The 21,402-nt window shown below is 45.9% G+C and carries 9 protein-coding genes and 1 other RNA gene; 7 read left to right on the top strand and 3 right to left on the bottom strand.

All coding sequences use genetic code 11. The features are described from left to right. Positions 1 to 175: 175 nt before the first annotated feature. Positions 176 to 1,126: a LysR family transcriptional regulator gene (locus EO124_RS01570; RefSeq protein ID WP_127058040.1), complete on the bottom strand. Its 951-nt coding sequence runs from the start codon at positions 1,124 to 1,126 to the stop codon at positions 176 to 178. Between the two features lie 422 nt (positions 1,127 to 1,548). Here EO124_RS01570 and EO124_RS01565 point away from each other — a divergent pair, with 422 nt between their 5' ends. The 4 genes from EO124_RS01565 to addA all read left to right on the top strand — a co-directional run bounded on the left by EO124_RS01565 (position 1,549) and on the right by addA (position 14,478). After that, positions 1,549 to 2,799 carry an SLC5/6 family protein gene (locus tag EO124_RS01565; RefSeq protein WP_127058069.1) on the top strand — a complete coding sequence of 417 codons (1,251 nt, stop codon included), beginning with the start codon at positions 1,549 to 1,551 and terminating at the stop codon, positions 2,797 to 2,799. Between the two features lie 214 nt (positions 2,800 to 3,013). Beyond that, positions 3,014 to 6,544, top strand: a complete 3,531-nt coding sequence (gene nifJ / locus EO124_RS01560) for a pyruvate:ferredoxin (flavodoxin) oxidoreductase (protein ID WP_127058039.1) — start codon at positions 3,014 to 3,016, stop codon at positions 6,542 to 6,544. 406 nt (positions 6,545 to 6,950) lie between these two features. Further along, positions 6,951 to 10,565 (top strand): PD-(D/E)XK nuclease family protein, encoded by a 3,615-nt coding sequence (locus tag EO124_RS01555; RefSeq protein ID WP_164726531.1) that lies wholly within the window; start codon positions 6,951 to 6,953, stop codon positions 10,563 to 10,565. Beyond that, on the top strand, positions 10,525 to 14,478 hold the full coding sequence (gene addA / locus EO124_RS01550) for a helicase-exonuclease AddAB subunit AddA (protein ID WP_127058037.1): 3,954 nt from the start codon (positions 10,525 to 10,527) through the stop codon (positions 14,476 to 14,478). Before EO124_RS01555 ends, addA begins: the two co-directional genes overlap by 41 nt. Positions 14,479 to 14,758: 280 nt before the next feature. Here addA and EO124_RS01545 read toward each other — a convergent pair whose 3' ends face one another. Next, complete coding sequence (locus tag EO124_RS01545) at positions 14,759 to 15,547, bottom strand: basic amino acid ABC transporter substrate-binding protein (protein WP_127058036.1); 789 nt, start codon at positions 15,545 to 15,547, stop codon at positions 14,759 to 14,761. A gap of 1,098 nt (positions 15,548 to 16,645) precedes the next feature. Further along, on the bottom strand, positions 16,646 to 18,064 hold the full coding sequence (locus EO124_RS01540) for an alanine/glycine:cation symporter family protein (RefSeq protein WP_127058035.1): 1,419 nt from the start codon (positions 18,062 to 18,064) through the stop codon (positions 16,646 to 16,648). 227 nt (positions 18,065 to 18,291) lie between these two features. Here EO124_RS01540 and ffs point away from each other — a divergent pair. From ffs to EO124_RS01525, 3 genes are all read left to right on the top strand, one after another. Beyond that, an RNA gene (gene ffs, locus EO124_RS01535) (signal recognition particle sRNA small type) lies at positions 18,292 to 18,391 on the top strand. Between the two features lie 55 nt (positions 18,392 to 18,446). Further along, a complete protein-coding gene (gene dnaX / locus EO124_RS01530; protein ID WP_127058034.1) occupies positions 18,447 to 20,963 on the top strand; it encodes a DNA polymerase III subunit gamma/tau in 2,517 nt (838 codons plus the stop codon). 102 nt (positions 20,964 to 21,065) lie between these two features. After that, positions 21,066 to 21,401, top strand: coding sequence for a YbaB/EbfC family nucleoid-associated protein (locus EO124_RS01525; protein ID WP_006555898.1), 336 nt, complete (start codon positions 21,066 to 21,068; stop codon positions 21,399 to 21,401). Position 21,402 lies beyond the last annotated feature (1 nt).

Raw genomic sequence — 21,402 nt, 5'->3', positions numbered from 1 at the left:
GTAACATGGATATTTCATACTGTATAATACCGCCTGGAGTGTATTTACCATGCATTAAAACTATATCTAAATTAATTGATTTATGGGAAGTAAATAGAGCCACCGGCATGGGCCGAAGGCTCTTTGATATAAGAAATTTGTGCTATTGTTATTGCTTAGGCGAGGGGCGAATCATTTAGGCCTCATTTTTTAGCGGTGCAAAAACGGGATGGCTTAAGGAATCGATGGAATCTTCCAGGAGCTCCACATAATCTGTCATAGCCGGCGTCATATTGGTGCTTTTTAGTTTTATCCAGCCAATATTGATAAGGTCCAGGGCGCCTTCCAGCGGAATGGATAAGATACGGTCTTTGGTAATGTCCGGCAATAGGCAGCCGCAGCCGATAGTAAAGGCATCGGTGCAGGCTAAAAGGCGCAAAATAGTGGAGCGGTCGGATACGACGAGGGAGCGATTCTCTTGAAGACCGCGGACGCTCACCTCTTCGGCATACTGATAGGAGTCATTGCCCTGATAGTATTTAATATACGGATAGTCCTGCAGATCCTCTACGGTGAGGGCACCGGCGTTTTTTAACGGATGATTATGACCGATATAGACGCAAGGCGGGAATTGACGAAGTGGTGTAAACTCAATACCTTTTTGTGCAAAAAGACGTTTCATAAATTTATTGTTGCTCCGTGACAGATAGAGAATACCCAGTTGGCTTTTCCCTAAGAGGACGTTGTCGATAACCTTAGATGTGCGACATTCGTTAAAAACGATGGTATAATCGGAGACTTTTTTCAAGCGTTTTACAAAATTCGTGAGCGCTTCGATGGAGAACATGTAGTGTTGGGCCGACACGGTAAGGGTGAGCCGATTGTTGATACTGTCCTGATTGAAGTAGTTGTTAAGGCCGTTGACCTGCTCGAGAATGCGATGGGCGTAGTCTAAAAACTCAAGGCCTTCAACGGTGAAGGAAACACCGTGACGCGTGCGTTCCAGTATGGTAATGTCGAACTCCTTCTCCAGGTCTTTAATGGATTTAGAAAGGCTCGGTTGCGCAATGAATAAACGCTGGGCCGCCAGTGTAATGGACTGGCATTTGGAGATCTCGACTAAGTAACGCAATTGTTGTAAGGTCATAAGGACGCCTCCCAAGTGACATAGCTTTAAACTATAGTAACAACACTTAATTAAGTATTTCACAGTGTATTTTTAACATGTTATGCTGAACCTATATTAAGTACCGCTAGACGTAACGGTACTTCCCTCATACATAGTTAACTATAACAGGTATAAAACACGGGATTATAGGTATATAAGACTTTTGTTAAGGTATATTACTGAGTTGATAAATAAATTGAATTATATGACCATTTTATTGTAACAGGGAATGCAAAAAAAGTCATGCTTTATCAGAATATATACTATGAGAAATTGTACTTATATGTCATAATGTATAATTAGAGGAGGTTTTCATGAACAAGGAAATTCAAGTTGAGGCGACGCTTACGGCTGTCGGTGAACCGGTTGCTATAGGGATGAGCAAAGCGGCCAGAGCCGGTATGAGCGACGCTGAGTGGCGTGAAGCCACCCGTTTTGACAGTACTGACTGGGGTTGGATTATCATGAGTATCGGTATGGCTATAGGCGCCGGTATCGTGTTCTTACCCGTTCAAGTCGGTATTGTAGGGGTGTGGGTGTACTTGTTGGCAGCGGCCGTGGGGTATCCGGCGCTTTATCTGTTCCAGCGCTTATTCGTCAATACCTTGGCGGTATCGCCGGAATGTACGGATTATCCGTCCGTTATTTCCCATTATTTGGGTAAAAACTGGGGTATCTTCTTAGGAGCGATTTATTTCGTTATGATTGTCATCAGTATCTTCGTGTATTCCACGGCGATTACCAATGACAGCGCGTCCTTCTTATACTCATTTGAGGTAACGGACACGATTCTATCGAGTAATCCGTTCTACGGGTTAGGTGTTATTTGTTTATTGGTGGCCATTGCGGCCCAAGGGGAGAAGATTCTTTTCAAAGTATCCACCGGGCTGGTACTTACTAAGTTATTAGCCATTATCGTGTTGGGGCTCATCATGGTAAGCCATTGGAATTTGGCGAATGTTCCGGCTTTACCGAGCTTGTCGGATGCGCTCTATCAGGCGTTTACTATGTTGCCGTTGACGCTCACGTCGATTCTTTTTATTCAGACGTTGAGTCCGATGGTAATTTCGTATCGTTCCCACAATAAATCGGTGGATGTGGCTTGGCACAAATCCTTGCGAGCCATGAATATATCGTTCGGCGTTCTTTTCGTGACCATCTTTTTCTTTGCCATTTCCTTTAATTTGGCCATGAGTCATGAGCAAGCCGTTATGGCGGCCAGTCAAAATATTTCCGCCTTGGCTATTGCAGCGAGTGAAATGGACGGCGATACGGTGAGAATTTTAAGCTTATTGCTTAATATTTTCTCAATTATGACAGCCTTCTTCGGCGTATTCCTGGCATTCAAAGAATCGTGTCAGGGGATTGCCATTAATTTGTTAAAACGCGTGTATGACGAAGATTGCATTAATCACAAAGCGATTGCGTGGGGTACCTTGGTATTTGGTGTATTGGTCGCTTGGGGCGCCATTATTCTGAATATTCCCGTGCTTCGTCTCTTAACGTGGATGGGCCCGATTATGGGGATTATCGGTTGCTTTATACCGACTTATTTGGTGTATAAATTAGACTTCCTGGCTCGTTTCAGAAGTCCGAGTCTAATGTTTATCATAGCAGCCGGTATCTTGCTCAGTATTTCGCCATTTTTCTAAAAAATTCAACATTGAGCATCATCTGTACATGCGTAACAATTAAAGTAAGCAGCACATTAGCAGTACCAGAAGTAAATAGCAGTAAATTAGCAGTAAATTGCAGGACCGAATCAAGAGAGAGCTTTTGTTTAGCGTGAAATCAGTTTCCAACAGCGACAACTGCATATGAGAAATGCAGACGCAACTATATAAGTATATACCGGGAGGCTTTACTATGCGTAAAATGAAGACTATGGACGGCAACCAAGCCGCTGCACACATTTCCTACGGGTTCACCGAGGTGGCCGCAATTTATCCGATTACTCCGTCATCACCGATGCCGGAACATGTGGATGAATGGGCGGCTAACGGGCGTAAAAATGTGTTCGGACACACTGTTAAGGTAGTAGAAATGCAATCGGAAGCCGGTGCAGCCGGCGCCGTACACGGTTCGTTACAGGCCGGGGCACTGACCACTACCTACACGTCGGCACAAGGCTTGCTCTTGATGATTCCTAATTTATATAAAGTGGCCGGTGAATTGTTACCGGCAGTATTCCAGGTGGCTTCGCGTGCCTTGGCGACGCATGCTTTGTCGATTTTCGGCGACCACCAAGACGTTATGGCTTGCCGCGCTACAGGTTGCGCCATGCTCGCCGAATCGTCCGTACAGGAAGTTATGGATTTGAGTGCGGTAGCTCATTTATCGGCGATTAAAGGCCGTATGCCGTTCATCAACTTCTTTGACGGGTTTAGAACGTCTCATGAAATTCAAAAAATTGAAGTGCTCGATTATGATGAATTGGCACCGCTTCTCGACTGGGATGCATTAAAAGCCTTCCGTAAACGGGCTCTCACGCCGGATGCACCGGTAACGCGCGGTACGGCAGAAAACCCTGATGTGTATTTCACGCATCGTGAAGCGTCCAATCCGTTCTATTTGGATATTCCGGGTATCGTAGAAGAATACATGGCTGAAATCAGCAAATTGACGGGCCGTGAATATCATCTGTTCAACTACGAAGGGGCACCGGATGCTACCGATGTAGTGGTTGTGATGGGTGCGGGTGCTCAGGTAGCCAATGAAACAGTGGAATACTTGCTCGAACAAGGTCGCAAAGTCGGTGCCGTTAATGTCCATCTTTTCAGACCATTTGCTATGGACCGTTTCATCGAAGCCTTGCCTAAGACGGTTAAACGCATTGCCGTCCTTGATCGTACGAAAGAACCGGGCTCCATGGGCGAACCTTTATTCCTCGATGTGCAGGCTGCCATTGCCCGCGCTAAACTGGATATTACCGTTGTGGGCGGTCGTTACGGCCTTGGTTCTCGCGACGTGATTCCGGCCGATATTGTAGCCGCTTTCGATAATTTAGCTGCCGCTGAACCAAAAGCTGAATTTACGCTTGGTATCGTCGATGATGTGACCGGTCTATCCTTGCCGCGTCCCGATAATGTATGGATTGATGCCTCTCACATTACGGCGTGCAAGTTCTGGGGCTTCGGTTCCGACGGTACGGTTGGCGCCAATAAGACGGCCATCAAGATCATCGGCGATAACACGGATATGTACGCGCAGGCTTACTTCGATTATGATTCTAAAAAATCCGGCGGCGTGACCATGTCGCATTTGCGTTTTGGTAAAAAGCCGATCAATAAACCATATCTCGTAACACGTCCTACGTTTGTAGCCTGTCATCGTCAGGCTTATGTAAACGAATACGATATTTTACAAGGCATCGAAGAAGGGGGTACCTTCTTGTTGAACTGCACCTGGACGCCGGAAGAACTTTCTGAAAAATTACCGGCTGCTATGAAGCGGACTATTGCTAATAAACATCTTAAATTCTATATCATCAATGCGGCGCAGATTGCCCAAGACATCGGGCTCGGCGGGCGCATCAACATGATTTGTCAGTCCGCGTTCTTCAAATTGGCCAATATTATTCCGATTGAAGAAGCGGTGCAACATTTGAAAGATTCCATAGTGGCCACTTACGGTAAAAAAGGTCAGTCTGTTATCGATATGAATATGATGGCCGTAGATAAAGGTGTTAACGCCATTGTACCGGTTACGGTACCGGCTGACTGGGCGAATGCGGTGGATGCTGAAACAAAAGATACTCAGGAAATTCCTGAATATGTACAAAACATTTGCCGTCCAATCAATGCCCAAAAAGGCTATGATTTACCGGTAAGCACCTTCATGGGCTACGAAGACGGTACTTTACCGGCCGGTTCGGCTGCTTATGAAAAACGCGGCGTCGCCTTATTCGTTCCGCATTGGCATAAAGAAAATTGTATCCAATGTAACCAGTGTGCTTTCGTTTGTCCGCATGCAACAATTCGTCCTGTATTGGCTACGGCTGATGAAGTGGCAGCTGCTCCGGCAGGTTTTGAAACAATTCCTGCCATGGGTGCCGGTGACTTACAGCTCCGCATCTCCGTATCGCCGCTTGATTGCCTCGGTTGCGGCAACTGCGTACAGATTTGTCCGGCTCCTAAGGGCAAAGCCATTACCATGAGTCCAATCGATGACGAATTACACTTGGCTGATGCTTGGAACTATGGTGTAAACTTACCGACTAAAGCGAATCCGATGAAGAAAGAAACGGTGAAAGGCAGTCAGTTCGAAGTACCGCTTCTCGAATTCTCCGGTGCCTGTGCCGGTTGCGGTGAAACACCGTATGCCCGTCTTGTTACGCAACTTTTCGGTGACCGCATGATGATTGCCAATGCGGCCGGTTGTTCCTCCATCTGGGGCGGTTCCATGCCGACATCTTCCTATACCGTTAACCAGGCAGGCCAAGGTCCTACTTGGGCCAACTCCCTCTTTGAAGATAATGCGGAATTCGGCTACGGCATGCGTGTAGGTACCACCAAGATTCGTGAACAAATCGGTGAATATGTAGCAACCGCTATCGATGAATGCACGGCTGAACAGGCTGAATTAAAAGACGCTCTTAGCGATTGGAATGAACATCGTGAACAGGGGGCCGGAACGCGTGAACGGTCCGCACGTTTGGTAGCTTTGCTTGAAAAAGTGGCTCAGCCGACTAAAGCTATGACGGCGATTTTAGAAGAAAAACAATACCTTGCTAAACGTTCGCAATGGATCTTCGGCGGCGACGGCTGGGCTTATGATATCGGCTTCGGCGGGCTCGACCATGTACTCGCATCCGGCGATGATGTAAATATTCTCGTATTCGATACGGAAGTGTACTCCAATACGGGTGGTCAATCCTCCAAAGCAACGCATACCGCAGCGGTGGCTAAATTTGCGGCCAGCGGCAAGCGCACGAAGAAAAAAGACCTCGGCATGATTGCCATGTCTTACGGCTATGTATATGTGGCTCAGGTGGCTATGGGCGCCGATAAGAATCAACTTCTCAAAGCGATTACGGAAGCGGAAGCTTATCCTGGTCCATCCCTCATTATTGCCTATGCACCATGTATCAACCACGGTATTAAATCCGGCATGGGCACAACGCAGGAAGAATCCCGTCGTGCCGTAGCGGCCGGCTATTGGGACTTGTATCGCTACAACCCTGCTTTACGCGGCACTGATAAAAATCCGTTCAGCCTCGATTCGAAAGAACCGACTGAAAACTTTAGAGATTTCTTGATGGGTGAAGTGCGTTATGCATCGCTTAAACAGACATTCCCTGAAGTGGCGGAAGAACTTTTTGCCAAAACAGAAGAGGATGCCAAAGAACGTCGTTTATCCTACGTACGTATGCAAGAAAGCTTGGCACCGACTAAATAGGTTTGAATCGTATTAGGTTTAAATCAAATGAGGTTTGATTCTAATAAGAGGTGACTTAATAATCTAAATAAGGTTTGACACTCATAATAGGGCTATATAATTTATTTATATAGAATGTAGTAAAACCTCCAAGGAAACTGCACGAATGGGCATTGGGGCCCCATATTCGTGCAGTTTCTGTTTTTATGTGTTAATTATTTGCTGTATAATTGAAAGCATTTTCTTAATCCGCTTTATTATCTGAGCCGATAGATACTTGTAGTTTGAAAAAATTTGGTTGTCTTATACCAAAGGCAGCTATGATATATTTATATATGAGAGTATAGAGTTATATTTATGATTAAGAGTATAATTATAGCAGTAGACAATCTAGATGAAATATACCGCTGTAGGAAGGAGTGAAAGTATGGCACTTTCGGTCTATGTAGGACGGGCCGGCACGGGCAAAACACAGGCCTGCTTTGAGCATGTGAAGCAAGTTATCGAGTCAAATCCGGGCGAGCCTATTTTATACATCGTGCCGGATTCGGCGACCTATACGATAGAACGAAGCTTGGCAGAATTCATGCCGCAAGGCGGTTTTACCACCGTTCGCGTAGTGGGCTTTAGCCGTTTGGCGTACCAGATATTTCAATCGGTAGGGATGGTGCGCGAATCGGGTCTGTCGGACATTGGACAAAAGTTATTGCTTCGTTTAATCATGAAGCGAGAGCAGGGCAAACTGGAATTATTAGGGCAGTCGGCTAAGCAGCCTCATTTCGCCGATGTATTGCAGGGACTCATCAGCGAATGCGATTCATTCCGCGTGGACGCGGCCGATTTGAAAAAAGGGGCTGAACAGGTCGAATCCATGGTATTGCAGCGCAAGCTTCAGGAACTTGCTCATATCATGGAAGCGTATCGGGAAACATTGGCCACGACCGGTGTTAATACGGCTAATCGTTTGGAAGAGCTCATGGAGGTATTGCCAAAAAGCCCTTTAATCCATAATTCTCACGTTATTGTGGACGGCTTTCATTGGTTTACACCGATTCAAATGGAACTTTTATATGAGCTGTTTACATTGGCAAAAGACAGCATTTTAACCATTACCTTACCGCCGGACCTGGCAAAATTACAGGTACCGCCACAAAAATTGCGATTGTTTGGGCGCCCTCATTCTGTATTTACCGATGTGATGAAATGGCATGCTTCGCAAAAAGATGCGCTAGAGCTCGTGGTGCGGACGTTTGATAAAAATTATCGCTTTAAAAAGCCTGTCTTAGAGAGCTTGGCAACACGTTATTTTAACTCACCAATCAAAGATAATAATCAAGAGGCCGTCTTGCCTGTTACGGTGGCGTACAATCGAGCTCGTGAAGCCGATGCCGTATGTCGGCAGATTTTGGAAGCGATGGAACAACCGAATCGGCGCTGGCGGGATATTACCATTATGCTTCGTGAGTCGGAGACCTATGGCGATATTTTGGAAAAAACACTGAAACGTTACGAAATTCCTTACTTCTCAGACCGCCGCCGACCTATGGTGAGCCACCCTCTAGGTGAGTTTTTACAGGGATTATTGGAAGTGGTACGTCGTAATTTCGATCATGATGCGGTGTTTCGATTGTTAAAAACCGACTTTTGGCCGTTAAGCAGATCTGCTGTGGATGAATTGGAAAACTATTGCCTCGAATTCGGCATTCGCGACTTCATGTGGCTCAAAGACAGCTGGCCGTATGAACGGAAGAATCGTTTTGACAGTAGTGACGATGACGATACGTATGATGAAAAAATCGCCGAGGAAATCACAGCGAAGGTAGAAGATGGTACCTTTGCTGATACTACGCCAAATGATGCGGCAGCCAATAGCACAATTTCTGATGAACTCATGCAAGGTAATACGGAATCTGCGCGGCGTATGCGTGTTAATGCGGCCCATGATTTAATCATGGCCGAGCTCCGTCCTTTCTGGGAATTTGCCAAAGAAGAACACACCGGTTATGAATGGTGCGAAGAGCTTTTCTTGTTGATGAGTAATGTGGGGGTGCCCGCTCGTTTGGCACAGTGGGCCGCTGATGCTGAAGCGGCAGGTGATGCGGAAAGTGCAGCCGCTCATGAGCAGATGTATAAACGGGTCATTGCCCTATTTGATGAAATAATGTCTTTGGAATTACCCGATACGATGACAACAGCGGAAATCGCCCTTCTTCTGGAAGAAGGGTTAGAAGAAGTATCCTACTCCTTAGTTCCGCCAAGCCTCGACCACGTTATGGTGACCACCGTTGAACGTGGTTATACTCATGAATGCGATGTTGTATTCTTAATGGGCCTCAATGACGGCGTCTTCCCGCAACGTATGGGCGATGAAGGCCTTTTGAAAGATACGGAACGTGAAGCCTTGAAGGCCGCTGGGGTCACCTTGGCGGAAGGGGCCTTAGTGCGGGCTTTTAATGAAAACTTCTTACTTTACCTGGCTTGTACGCGCGGTCGTGAGGAACTTCATATTTCCTATGCCGGTTCCGATGAAGAAGGGGCCGCCTTGGAAAGCAGTCTTGCTATCAAACGTTGGCAACAGTTGGGTTATACCGCCGGTTCGAAGGGAGCTCCGCTTACCCTCCCGGAAGGCAAAGAACCGGATTATATTTGGCGACCGTTACAGAGTTTATCTTTATTGGCCGGCCAGATGGGGAACGTTGCTCAAGATGGCGATTTAGCGCCGATTTGGCGCAGCGTTTACGATTGGAGCCTCAATGGTCAGTATCGCGAAGCCTTACGGATGGCTACCCGTGGTGTTATGGATTCTAACGATGTGCCTGTAGTGGACCGCGAGGTGGTGCAGGCCTTATTATTCCAAAATGAAGCTTTAAGCGGATCCGTCACCCGCTTGGAAAAATACCAGCAATGTCCGTTCGCTTTTTATGCCCGTTACGGTTTAAGTTTGGAAGAACGGCCGATTAAGCAGTTCGGTGCCCCGGAAATCGGGATTTTTCTCCATGAAAGCTTGCGCTCCTTGGGGATGACACTTTTGCAAGAAAACCGTCAATGGCGTGATATAAAACCGGATGAAGAAGAAGCGCTTTGCGAAGCGGTAGTAGCTGAAATCAGTAAGGAATTGCAGCTCGGCGAAGAAGGCGACGTGTATGAAACCGTACTCCAACAGCGTTTGGAATCGACCCTTAAACGAACGGTAAATCGACTCACCGATTGGTCACAAAAGAGTAAGTTTAATACGCGTTATTTGGAAAAAAGTTTCAGCAGTTACGGCGGTGCCGGTCACTGGCCGGCGGTACAAATATCGTTGGGTGACGAGTCGTATATTCAACTGATCGGTCAGCTTGACCGCGTCGATGAGTGGCAGGATGAAGCCGGTAAAACCTACGGCCTCGTAGTGGACTATAAGTCGGGCTATGCGGAAGTAACGGCATCGGATGTGTATTATGGCCTCAAATTGCAGCTCGTAACCTATCTTTTAGCCCTTGAACGGGCACAGCGAAGCGATCAAATTGAACCGGCAGCCTTGGTATATACATATGTAAAAAATCCACGAATCAGTAAGAGTAGTGTCCTAACCGAAGAAATGGCGTCTGAATTGGTGAAAACCGATACAGGCCTTAAAAATGATGGTTATTTCACAGATAATGTGGAGTTATTGGCGAATATCGACGAAACAGTGGTTGCCGGTAAATCAACGCCATATGTACCGATTCGTATTACCGGTAATGGCGCTTCTATTCATGGCCAAGATAAAAGAAAGACCAAGTCGGCACAAGACTTTAAGACGCTTACCGATTATGCGGCACGCGTGATAGGTAAGGCCGGGCAGCATATTTTGGCGGGGCATTTCCCGGTGAGTCCGTACAACTTGGATAATAAGTACATTCCTTGCTCCTATTGTCAATATAAGGCGTTATGCCGTTTTGAAAATACCCGTAATAAGTATCGTTATATCAACAAAATAGACGAAGATGTAGTGTTGGCTAAAATGGCGAAAGGAGACGATGTATATGAAGTGGACCGACGCTCAACAAGCAGCGATTGATGCACCGAAGCCGGGTTCGCTCGCTTCACAAACCTTGCTCGTAGCGGCGGCGGCCGGCTCCGGGAAAACCGCCGTTTTGGTGGAACGCATTATTCAGCGTTTGAAATCTAAAGATAATCCCTTGTCCATTCAGGAACTTATGGTAGTAACCTTTACCAAGGCGGCGGCTGCTGAAATGAGCGCTCGTATCGGCGCTAAATTGGCGGAAGAATTCAATAAAACCGGAGATTCTTATTTGGAAGAGCAGCTCAGCTTGTTGCCGTCTGCTCATATTTCGACGCTCCATTCCTTCTGTCAGTGGGTTATCAGCAGTTATTTTTACCGCCTCGATATCGATCCGTCCTATCGCATCGGCAATGAAGGGGAATTGATGCTTTTGAAAACCGATGTGTTGGAAAAGTTATTGATAAAAGCCTATGAGGAAAATCAATTTCACATTTTTGAAATTGCCGACATGTTTGGCAGTGAACGCTCCGATCAAGGTATTATGGAGCAAATTTTGAGCCTTCATGAGTTTGCTTTGGCCCAGTCTGATCCTGAAAAATGGCTGTCAGAGGCTAAGGCACGTTATGAAAATGCGCTCACCCAGCCCATAATGGAGACCGTTTGGGGTAAATATTTTATGGAAGAGCAACATCTTCTGATTGATGATATTGCTAATCGTCTGACAAAATTTGCAGACATCCTCAACCAACCGGGTGGGCCTACTAAAGGCGCCGAATTTATTGATGAGTTGTTCTATATGATGTCCGCTTTGACGGAGGCGCAAACATGGGATGAGATGGTGGCGGCCGTCGCTCTGATTGGTAATCATTCGTTCAAGCGTCTCAATATGAACCCTTTGAAAAAAGATGTGGATAAGGTTGATGCCGGTTTGTTATCCCAGGCTAAGGAGCTGATAAAGGGTGTTCGTGAGAGTTTGAAAGAACTTTCAAGTGGTCCTTTTGCCATTACCGAGGCGGAGTTTAAAGCACAGATTGAGCAAAGTTTGCCCTATGTGACGGGTCTCATAGATTTAACTTTGGCCTTTAAGGATGAGTTTGCGAAAGCCAAACAAGAACTGGGCATGCTCGATTTTTCAGACTTGGAACATTTATGCCTGGCCCTCTTGCGTGACAAACAGGATGATGGCAGTTGGGCACCGTCCGAAGTGGCCATTGAGCTTCAAAACACCTTCAAAGAAGTCATGGTGGATGAATATCAGGATACGAATGGCGTACAAGAAGCCATCGTGAACCTCGTGTCGCGTACCGATAATCGATTCTACGTAGGCGACGTGAAGCAGAGTATTTATCGCTTCCGTATGGCGAATCCTATGCTTTTCATGGAAAAATATCATAGATTTCAGCAGTCTGTCGATGCCGTAGAGCGTCGTATCGACTTATCCCAAAATTTCCGTTCCGATGCGAATATTTTGGAGTTTACCAACTTCCTTTTCCGTCAAATCATGACGGCTGACGGAGCGGAACTCGACTACGGTGATGCGGAAGCCCTGAACCCGGGCCGCAACACCGATGATGCGCCGGAAAACTGGGTCGGTGGCCCCGTAGAACTCCATCTCATCGACGTGGGGAATGAAAAAACATCGACGTTTACTAAGAGTGCAGCTGATGATGACGATGATGAAGCAGATTTAGAAAATGACGAAAAAGAGACGGCTTTTATCATTGAAAAAATTAAAGAGTTAAAAAACACCGACAAGGTTGTACAGAATATGGATGGCAGTTTCCGACCTTTGGAATGGCGCGATATAGTGATTCTCTTGCGTTCGCCCAAAGTCAAAGCGGGCCGTATGGTAGAAGCTATGCGTCAGGCCGGTATTCCGGCTTATGCGGAAGAGAACACGGGCTACTTCAGTGCCATTGAAGTAAAGCTATTGCTGTCACTACTGCAGGTTATTGACAATCCGGAACAGGATTTGCCGATGGCAGTGGTGTTAAATTCGCCGTTTGTCGGTCTCGATGCGAACGAATTGGGACGATTGCGCATGAGTGGCCAAGGTTCGATTTGGTCATTGCTGGCCGAATATGGTAAAAATACACAAAATGAAGCTGTTCAGGCTTTTGTAAGTCGTTTTGAAAAATGGCGCACCTACTCACGTCATCACAGTGTGAGCGATCTGCTGTGGACCATCTACGAGGATATGAATTATTTGGAATACGTCAGCGCCATGCCGAACGGACTCGTACGCCGCGCCAATGTAATGGCACTTTACGAACGAGCCAAGCAGTACGAAGCAGGTAGTTTCCGCGGTATTTTCCGCTTTTTACGCTTCTTGGAAAGTTTGCAGGCCGCCGGCCAAGACTTGGGCATCGGCAAAACAGTAAGCGAAGCGGATAATGTGGTGCGCATCATGAGTATTCACAAAAGTAAGGGCCTTGAGTTCCCAGTTGTATTTTTAAGCTCCGTGCAAAAAGAGTTTAATCTGATGGATTTGAAAAAATCCATGTTACTTCACGGTGATAGCGGCGTGGGTATTAAAGGCTATTATGAAAACTATCGGGTCTTATATGGCTCACTGCCATGGCTTTATGTACGCGACAAGATTGAACTGGCTACGAAAGCTGAAGAAGAGCGTATTTTATATGTTGCGTTAACTCGTGCTCGCGATAAATTGTTTATTACCGGTTTTGTAAAAAATTTTGAAGATCTTTGCAGCAAGCAGGGCGCCCCGGCCCTCTTGACCGATACGCAGATGCTCAGTAAAAATCTGATTACAGGCGCAAAATCTTATTTGGATTGGTTTATCATGGGCTTAAGCCGCCATTTAAACGGGGGGAATTTGATACGCCAATTCAGTGGCGTAGAAGACGTAGCCTCTATGGATCTTAAGGACAAACAATGTCGTATACAAGTTGAACTTCACGACGGTAGTTTATACACGGATTTGCAGCGTAGTAAGATAGAAAAATCTGCTATTTTGGCGGCCGTAGAAAAACTGGCACCAATCGAGGCTGAACCCCTTGAAGATAGCTTAGCAGCTCGTTTTAACTTCACCTATCCATATATGGGGGCTGTGAGCCGTGCCGCTAAAATCTCAGTCAGTGAATTAAAACGACGCTTTGCCGAGACCGAGGAAGAAGCCGAAACTTTGGTAGAGCCGGCCGGCGGAAATGAGACTGAGGCGAATGAAGCTAAAGCAATTGATTCAGCAATACCTGAACAGACCGCTGCTGTATCTGTAGCCAATGCATCAGTAGCAACTGCATCAGTAGCAACTGTATCAGTAGCAACTGCATCAGTAGCAACTGAGGCTACATCTATTCAAGCGACTTCAGCAGGCCTATTACCTTCGGATCTGGGTCCGTTTGATGTTAAACCGAGAGCTTTGGAGGCTGCTGAAGAAGTGAGCACCGGCGCCCGCTGGGGTACTTTGATGCATGAAGCTATGCAGTGGTTGCCGCTGGAAAAATATACGCAAAAAAGCTTAAGTGCCAAACTTGATCAATTGGTTTTGGAAGGCTATTTTACGCTGGAAGAACGACAAGTATTGAGTGATAGAGCCTTGTATCGCTTCTTTGTTTCCGATTTGGGTAAGCGATTATTAAAAGCCGCGAATGTTTTGGCGGAATCTGTAGACACGTCAGCGCCAAGTAGGCTCTATTCACAAGTCGCCAAAGAATGGCCGTTCAGCATGCTTATTGAAGCCCATGATGTATATCCGGAAGTAGAACCGGGTGAAAAATTATTCCTTCAAGGGATAGTTGATACGGCATTTTTAGAAAATGGCCAGTGGGTTTTGGTAGACTATAAAACGGACCGCGTTAAAACCGGTGAAGAATTGATTCGTCGATACGGCATTCAGTTGCGCATCTACAGCAAAGCATTAGAGCGCTTAACCGGTAAACCGGTTAAAGAACGTTATATCTATTCGTTCCGCTTACATGATGCGATTGCCGTACCTGCAGAGTAAGTTGTACCTGGTACCGTACCTGTAGAGTAAGTTGTATCTAGGACAGTACCTGTAGATTAAGTGGTATCTAGTTGTTTTGCCATAAGGGACTAGTTAAATGTTATAGTTCCGGGTTATCAATCATTCAACTTTATAATGAAAGAAAAGGCGTTATCCCCTCAGCTTTTGCTCAAGGGATAACGCCTTCCTTTTGGTAACGGTATATGATATTTTCAGCTTCCGTCATTCAAAGTGAATGAGGAGCTATGATTCACTTGTTAAAAACTAGCTTATTTTAAGCTTATTTTTTAGCAGGACCAAACCATTTTTCATAGATTTTGTCGTAAGTGCCGTCAGCTTTCAAATCAGCCAAAGCTTTGTCAGCTTGTTCTTTCAACTGTTTGTCATCTTTACGGAATGCCCATACGAATGGTTCCGGATCTACAGGTTCGCCGATAATTTTGGTATCAGCATCAGCACCCTGTTTCAAGTAGTAAAGAGCAACGGCGTTGTCCAATACGATGGCGTCAGCAGTGCCGGCTTTTAATTCATTGAATAACTGAGAGTTGCTGTCAACGGATTTAACCTGTGCGTTAGGAATCTTTTCAGCTACGTCTAAGGCTACGCTACCGATTTGAACAACGATACGTTTGCCGGCTAAATCGTTCATGCTTGTAGCAGTGTCATCTTTTTTAACAATCGCTACGAAACCGCCTTTTTCAAAGTATGGATTACTGAAAAGAACAGCTTTTTCACGTTCAGGTGTAGCACTGAGACCGGATGCGATCATATCGATATCTTTACTCTGCAAAGCAGGAATCAAAGCGTCGAAGCCCATGCTCTTGAACTGCATTTTGTAACCCATTTTCTTGGCAACTGCATCAGCAAGGTCAATATCGAAACCTACATATTTGTCGCCTTCGGTAAATTCAAATGGAGGAAACGTAGTTTCGGCCCCTACTTTAATAACTTTTTCCTGATTGTCGCCGCCGGTGCTGCCGCAACCTGCAATTAAACCGGCTGTCAATAAAGCCGCTGTCAAAGTGAGCACAATCTTTTTGCTCGCGAATTTTTTAAGTGAACTAAACATAATTACTTCCCCCTACATTAAAACTTCAAGGACTCTTAAAAACTCAAAATCAATTATATGCATATTATAGACCTTTTCTGCATAAATATCAATAATGAAATTATAAATATTCGCAGGGCGACATAGGCGAAGTGAAACCATGTGTTCTGAGGCTGTATAAGAGAGAGGCACTAAGGGCCTATTTCCTCCCGACGAAACAAGTTCTGAGGGTCGTTCAACAGGCCCTTAGTGCCTTTCTCTACTCACATAGGTGCAGAGCACATATGGTTTCACTTCAAGCCTAATGTTGCGCCTCCGAATATTTACGGGGGGAGGGAAGGCCTATTTCCTCTCAGCGAGACAAGTTCTGAGGTTCGTTCAATAGGACATGACTTCTTTTTCTTTCACATATCTCCATAGCACGTATGGTTTTCCTAGAAGCCTCTAGGCGCGCCTCGAATATTTACGGTGGGAGAAAAGGGCAGTATTAGATTAGGTATAGGCTGTTTATGCTGGTAAAAAAGGAAAGGCAGGCCTATTTCCTCCCAACGAAACAAGTTCTGAGGTTCGTTCAATAGGCCTGCCTTTCCTTTTTCTTCGCAGAGTACTTAACGCCTTATACCCAATCCAATTCTGCACATCAGTGGAGAGAAGAGAAAATGATTTTGATTGCCTATTTACTGAGCTTTAGGGTAAAAATTTTTTGCTTTTGAGCTACGATAAATATATTTCTTATCTCCTTCTCCCCTCTCTCCAGCATAAGACGCACAACATAAGACGTTAGTAAAGATATACGTGCTATGCCGTGAAATTGAAAGAAAAAGAGTGACAGTCCTGTTGAACGACCTTTCTAGCTTGACTCGCAGGGAGGAGATAGGATCATCATGCTTTCTGAAATACGCACGAGGCAATTAATATGCTTTATTTTATATGTCCTACTCTCCTCTCCCCGACGTAAGACGCACAACATAAGACGTTAGTAAAGATATACGTGCTAAGCCGTGAATATGAAAGAAAAAGATAGTAGGTGCTGTTGAACGACCCTCAGAACTTGTTTCGTCGGGAGGAAACAGCACCTACTATCTTTTTTATAACACGCTTATTGTACGCATACCTTTACTAGTCTTTATGCTGTGCGTCCTTATGCCACCATACTATTCCTTCTTGATTAGGCAGTACGCTTCTATCAAATGTAGGTTCCACAATGCCGGCTTTTTTCTGTTTGAAATAGTCGAGCATCGCAGCTTTACACTGTTTCCACAAGAGGAGAATGGCGGTTAAGTTCGTAAGTACCATGAAGGCCATGAATAAGTCGGCCAAGTTCCATACGAGGTTAAGGGAAGCCACGGAACCGAAGTATACCATGATAACAACGAACACGCGGAAAATATTTAGGTAAATAGGGTTTTTAGTTAAATGAGCGATGTTGATTTCGCCATAGTAGTAGTTGCCCACGATGGAAGAGAAGGCAAACATGAAAATGAAGATGGCCATTACAGGTGCAGCCCAGCTGCCGAGTTGCATAGCCAAGTCATGCTGGATAAGAGCAATACCGGTGAGACCGGCGCTGGCATAGTTGCCGGAAATCAATACGATGAAGGCGGAAGCGGAACATACAAGGAAAGTATCCACGAATACGCCGAAGCTTTGGATGAGACCTTGTTTTACCGGATGGCTTACGTCAGCCGTAGCAGCGGCGTTTGGTACGGAACCTTCACCGGCTTCGTTGGAGAACAAGCCGCGTTTAATACCGTTCATGACAGCGGCGCCGAAGAAACCGCCGGCAGCTGCATCAAAGTTGAAGGCATTGGAGAAAATAGCATAGATTACGTTCGGTAATTCGGTGATGTTCACCAATACAACATAAATAGCGGTTAAAATGTATAAACCGGCCATAACCGGTACGAGCCATTCGCTCAAACGAGCTACACGAGCGATACCGCCGAAGATAACGAGGGCTGTTAAAATAGCAACGCCGATGGCGGTTACTTGTGGATCAAGGTTTACGATAAGCAAGGCGTTGGCTAATGTGTTGGCCTGTACGGAGTTGTAAATCAAACCGTAGGTTACACTGATGAGCACGGCAAAGAGAAATGCGAAGGCCGGATTTTTTAAACCCATTTTGATGTAGTAAGCCGGACCACCGTGGAAACCGCCTTTACTGGAAGGCACTTTGTAAATCTGTGCCAAGGTACTTTCTACAAAACCGGTGGCAGCGCCCAATAAGGCGATGAACCACATCCAGAAAATGGCACCCGGGCCGCCGAGTACAACGGCGATGGCGATACCGGCGATGTTGCCGACACCAACGCGAGAGGCAGAGCTTACGCAGAATGCCTGGAAGGAGGAAATGCGGTTGCCTTCTGTTTTTTTACCAACACCTTCGCCTAGAAGACGAATCATTTCCTTGAGTTCGCGCACCTGAATGAATCCGGTGCTGAAGGAGAACCAGAGGCCGGCGAGTACTAAATAAATAATGATAATGTAGTCCCATAAAAAGCCGGTAATGGTTCCGATGAAAGAGTTAAAAGCGTCCATAATAAAAATCCTTTCCTAGCTTTTGATAAAAGTTAGATACGCTATAGAATATATCTAGCATTATTATACTACAGGCAATCTTTATCGTATACATTTTATTGGCAATTTTATGCAAAATGTATAGTGTATTTTGTATAAATTGATTGGTTGGGGGCGACTTGTTTTTTTGCCTTTAGTAGTATATAATAATATAGCTAGCCGTAATGCAGGACTGGATTATGGCAGTCTTGTGGGGCTCGTGCAATGGAAGCCTGTGAATCGTGTCAGGATCGAGAGATAGCAGCACTAAGCGGTTACTTTCATGTGCCACGAGGGAACCTATAAGGCTGTCATAATCGAGTGTTGTGACGGCTTTTTTGTTTATAAGAAAGGAGGGAACCCTATGAGTTATGTAGCGTTGTATCGGAAATGGCGGCCGCAGACCTTCACCGATGTGGTAGGGCAAAAGCAAGTGAGCGAGACGTTGATGCGTGCCATTCGCGAAGATAAAGTGGCGCATGCGTACTTGTTTTCCGGACCGCGTGGGACGGGCAAAACGAGTGTAGCCAAGATTTTTGCCAGAGCCATTAACTGTGAAAAAGGACCCACTGATCACCCTTGTAACGAATGTACCTCTTGTAAACAAATTTTGAACGGCCAATCCATGGACGTTTTGGAAATAGATGCGGCGTCGAACCGCGGTATAGATGAAATTCGCTCTTTGCGCGAAAGTGTGAAGTTTTTACCCGTTGAAGGTCGTAAAAAAATCTTCATCATCGACGAAGCCCACATGCTGACGAATGAAGCGTGGAATGCCCTTTTGAAGACGATTGAAGAACCACCGCCTCATATCATGTTTATTTTTGCCACCACGGAAGTGGACAAATTGCCGGTAACGATTTTATCCCGTTGTCAGCGTTATACCTTCCGACGGATTACGGCGGAAGATATTGCGGAACACTTGATGCATGTGGCCGAAGAAAGCGATATTAAATTGGCCCCTGATGCGGCGCAACTCATTGCCATTCATGCGGACGGCGGTTTGCGTGACGCCCTCAGTATTTTGGATCAATGCTCCGGCATGACGACAGACGTGATTACGGCGCAGACTGTGGAATCCATGATCGGTCTTGTCGGTAAAGAGTGGATTATGACCTTCCTCGATTATTTGCGCAAAGGTGATGGCGCGGCCGTTTTGGTTGCTTCTAAAAAGGCACTTAGCGAAGGGCGTGACAGTAAACAGATTATTGAAGTTCTCATTCAACATGTAAGGGCCTTACTGATTGAAAAAGTATTGCCTACTGCGGAAGAATTGGCTTTATATGCGCCGTTTAAGGAAACTTTTGCGACCCAAGCACAGTCTTTGTCGGTAGATGAGCTCAATTATTTTGTCAAAGAATTACAGCAAATTTTGAATGATGCCAAACGGGTGGATAATCCGCGCATCGTTATTGAAATGGGCTTGTTGGGAATTTGTGCGCGAGCGCAAGTCAGCGAAGAAGATGTATTACAACGGTTGGCTGCCGTTGAACATCGTTTGGATGAATCAGATAATCAGTTTGGTGCCAGACTGGCTCAATTAGAACAGCATCCACCGATGATGAGCCCGAATATGATGCATCAAGGTATGATGTCTGACGCGGGCGCAATGAATCAGGCAGTGTCAGGTGCGCAAAGTGCCGTGATGCCGGGTTCAGCAGTTCCCGGTACAGTATCGCCAAGCGGCATATCATCTGCGGCGCCGGGTACGATGCCACCGGGGGCGATGCCGCCCGGCGCCGATATGACAACTTCGGTAGGTATGGCGCCGCCAACTTCAATGGCACCGCCTACGCAAAGTAGAAGCAAGGCGCCGTCTAAGCGCAAAGCACCGGCAAAGAACGCCGGCATGGGCCATGGTCAAGCGGCTAAAAAAGAGTCTCGAATTCGCTCAATTATAGGTGATACAGCACTTATTTTAGGTCAGCACATCGAAAATCCTAGGAATTATGATAAAATAAAGAAGGATACCTTACGGTATGCCAACAGCAGGTCTTGGAATTTTACGGCTAACTTTTTTAACCAAGCTTTCTTGACCTATATTGATGAATCGCGCGTTGTTTTCGTATTCGGCAATCCGATGCTAGTTAATATGTGTAACACGGAAGATCGAATTTTCGAATTGGAGCAGAGTTTATATCAGGCTCTGGGGCGCGAAGTGATGGTGCAAGTGCTGTGTCAAGACGACAGTGCCGCTAAAGGATATTTAGATGCCGCCAAGGCCGTAATTAACGGCGGTGGTGGTAAAGCAGCGACTGCGGGAGCAGCGCATGTAAATACACCGCCACAATCGGCAAGACAACAACCTCAGCCGCAACCGATGGCCGGACCAAGCGGCGTATCACCGGTTGCGCAGCCAACTGCACAGTCAACGGTACAACCTACTGTGTCACAGCCAAGCGTATCGCCATCGGTAGTAGATGACTTTGGCGCTTCCAATGGCGGTGGCACTAAGCCGACCGTGGATGATTTTGGTGCCTCAAATGTTGGCGATGCTAAGCTGACAGTTGATGACCTCGGTGCATCAACTGCGGGTAATTCTGCACCTGTTGATGATTTTGGTGCATCCGGTACTGTTTCAGCAGGAGCGCCGGTCGTGGATGACTTTGGTGCAGCCGATTTTGAAGCGGCGCCGCCACCTGACGACGAATTCGGTGATGGTGAGATGATGCCGTCTGCCGAGGGCTCTATAGCGCAAAAAAAAACGGAAGTTCCCGATGAGTTAAAAGGCATGACCAAATGGGATCCCAGTAAGGCCACGCCGGAAGAACGGTCCAATTCCGTTTTGATGGGCGCGCTTATTAATGCACAAGCTGAAGGCAATGACGTGTATGTAGAAATTATCAACGACGAAGAACCGCCTAAAGATGCTGATAAGTAAAGCGCGAACGATATAAAGACTTTCATATAATGAGCGAGCAAGCTTTTATTATAGAAATATATTAATTTTTTAAAATAATGGTTTTTAAAAGGAGGAACAATAATGTTCGGTAAAGGTATGCCAAATATGGGCAATATGCAGGGTATGATGAAAAAAGTGCAGAAAATGCAGGCAGATATGCAGAAAATGCAGGAAGAATTAAAAACTAAAACAGTTGATGCTTCCGTAGGCGGCGGTGCCGTAACTATCGTGATGAACGGTGAAAAAATTGTTCAATCCGTTAAAATCGACCCTTCCGTAGTCGATACTGACGATATGGAAATGTTGGAAGACTTAGTATTATCTGCCGTAAATGCAGCCGGTCAAAAAGTTGACGACATGATGGCTCAGGAAATGAGCAAAGTAACAGGCGGCATGAAATTACCGGGTATGTTCTAAG

The sequence above is a fragment of the Veillonella ratti genome (assembly GCF_003992115.1).
GTDB classification, from domain to species: domain Bacteria; phylum Bacillota; class Negativicutes; order Veillonellales; family Veillonellaceae; genus Veillonella_A; species Veillonella_A ratti.
The sequence above is the reverse complement of the archived record's forward strand: the minus strand, read 5'-3'. Positions and strand labels throughout refer to the sequence as shown.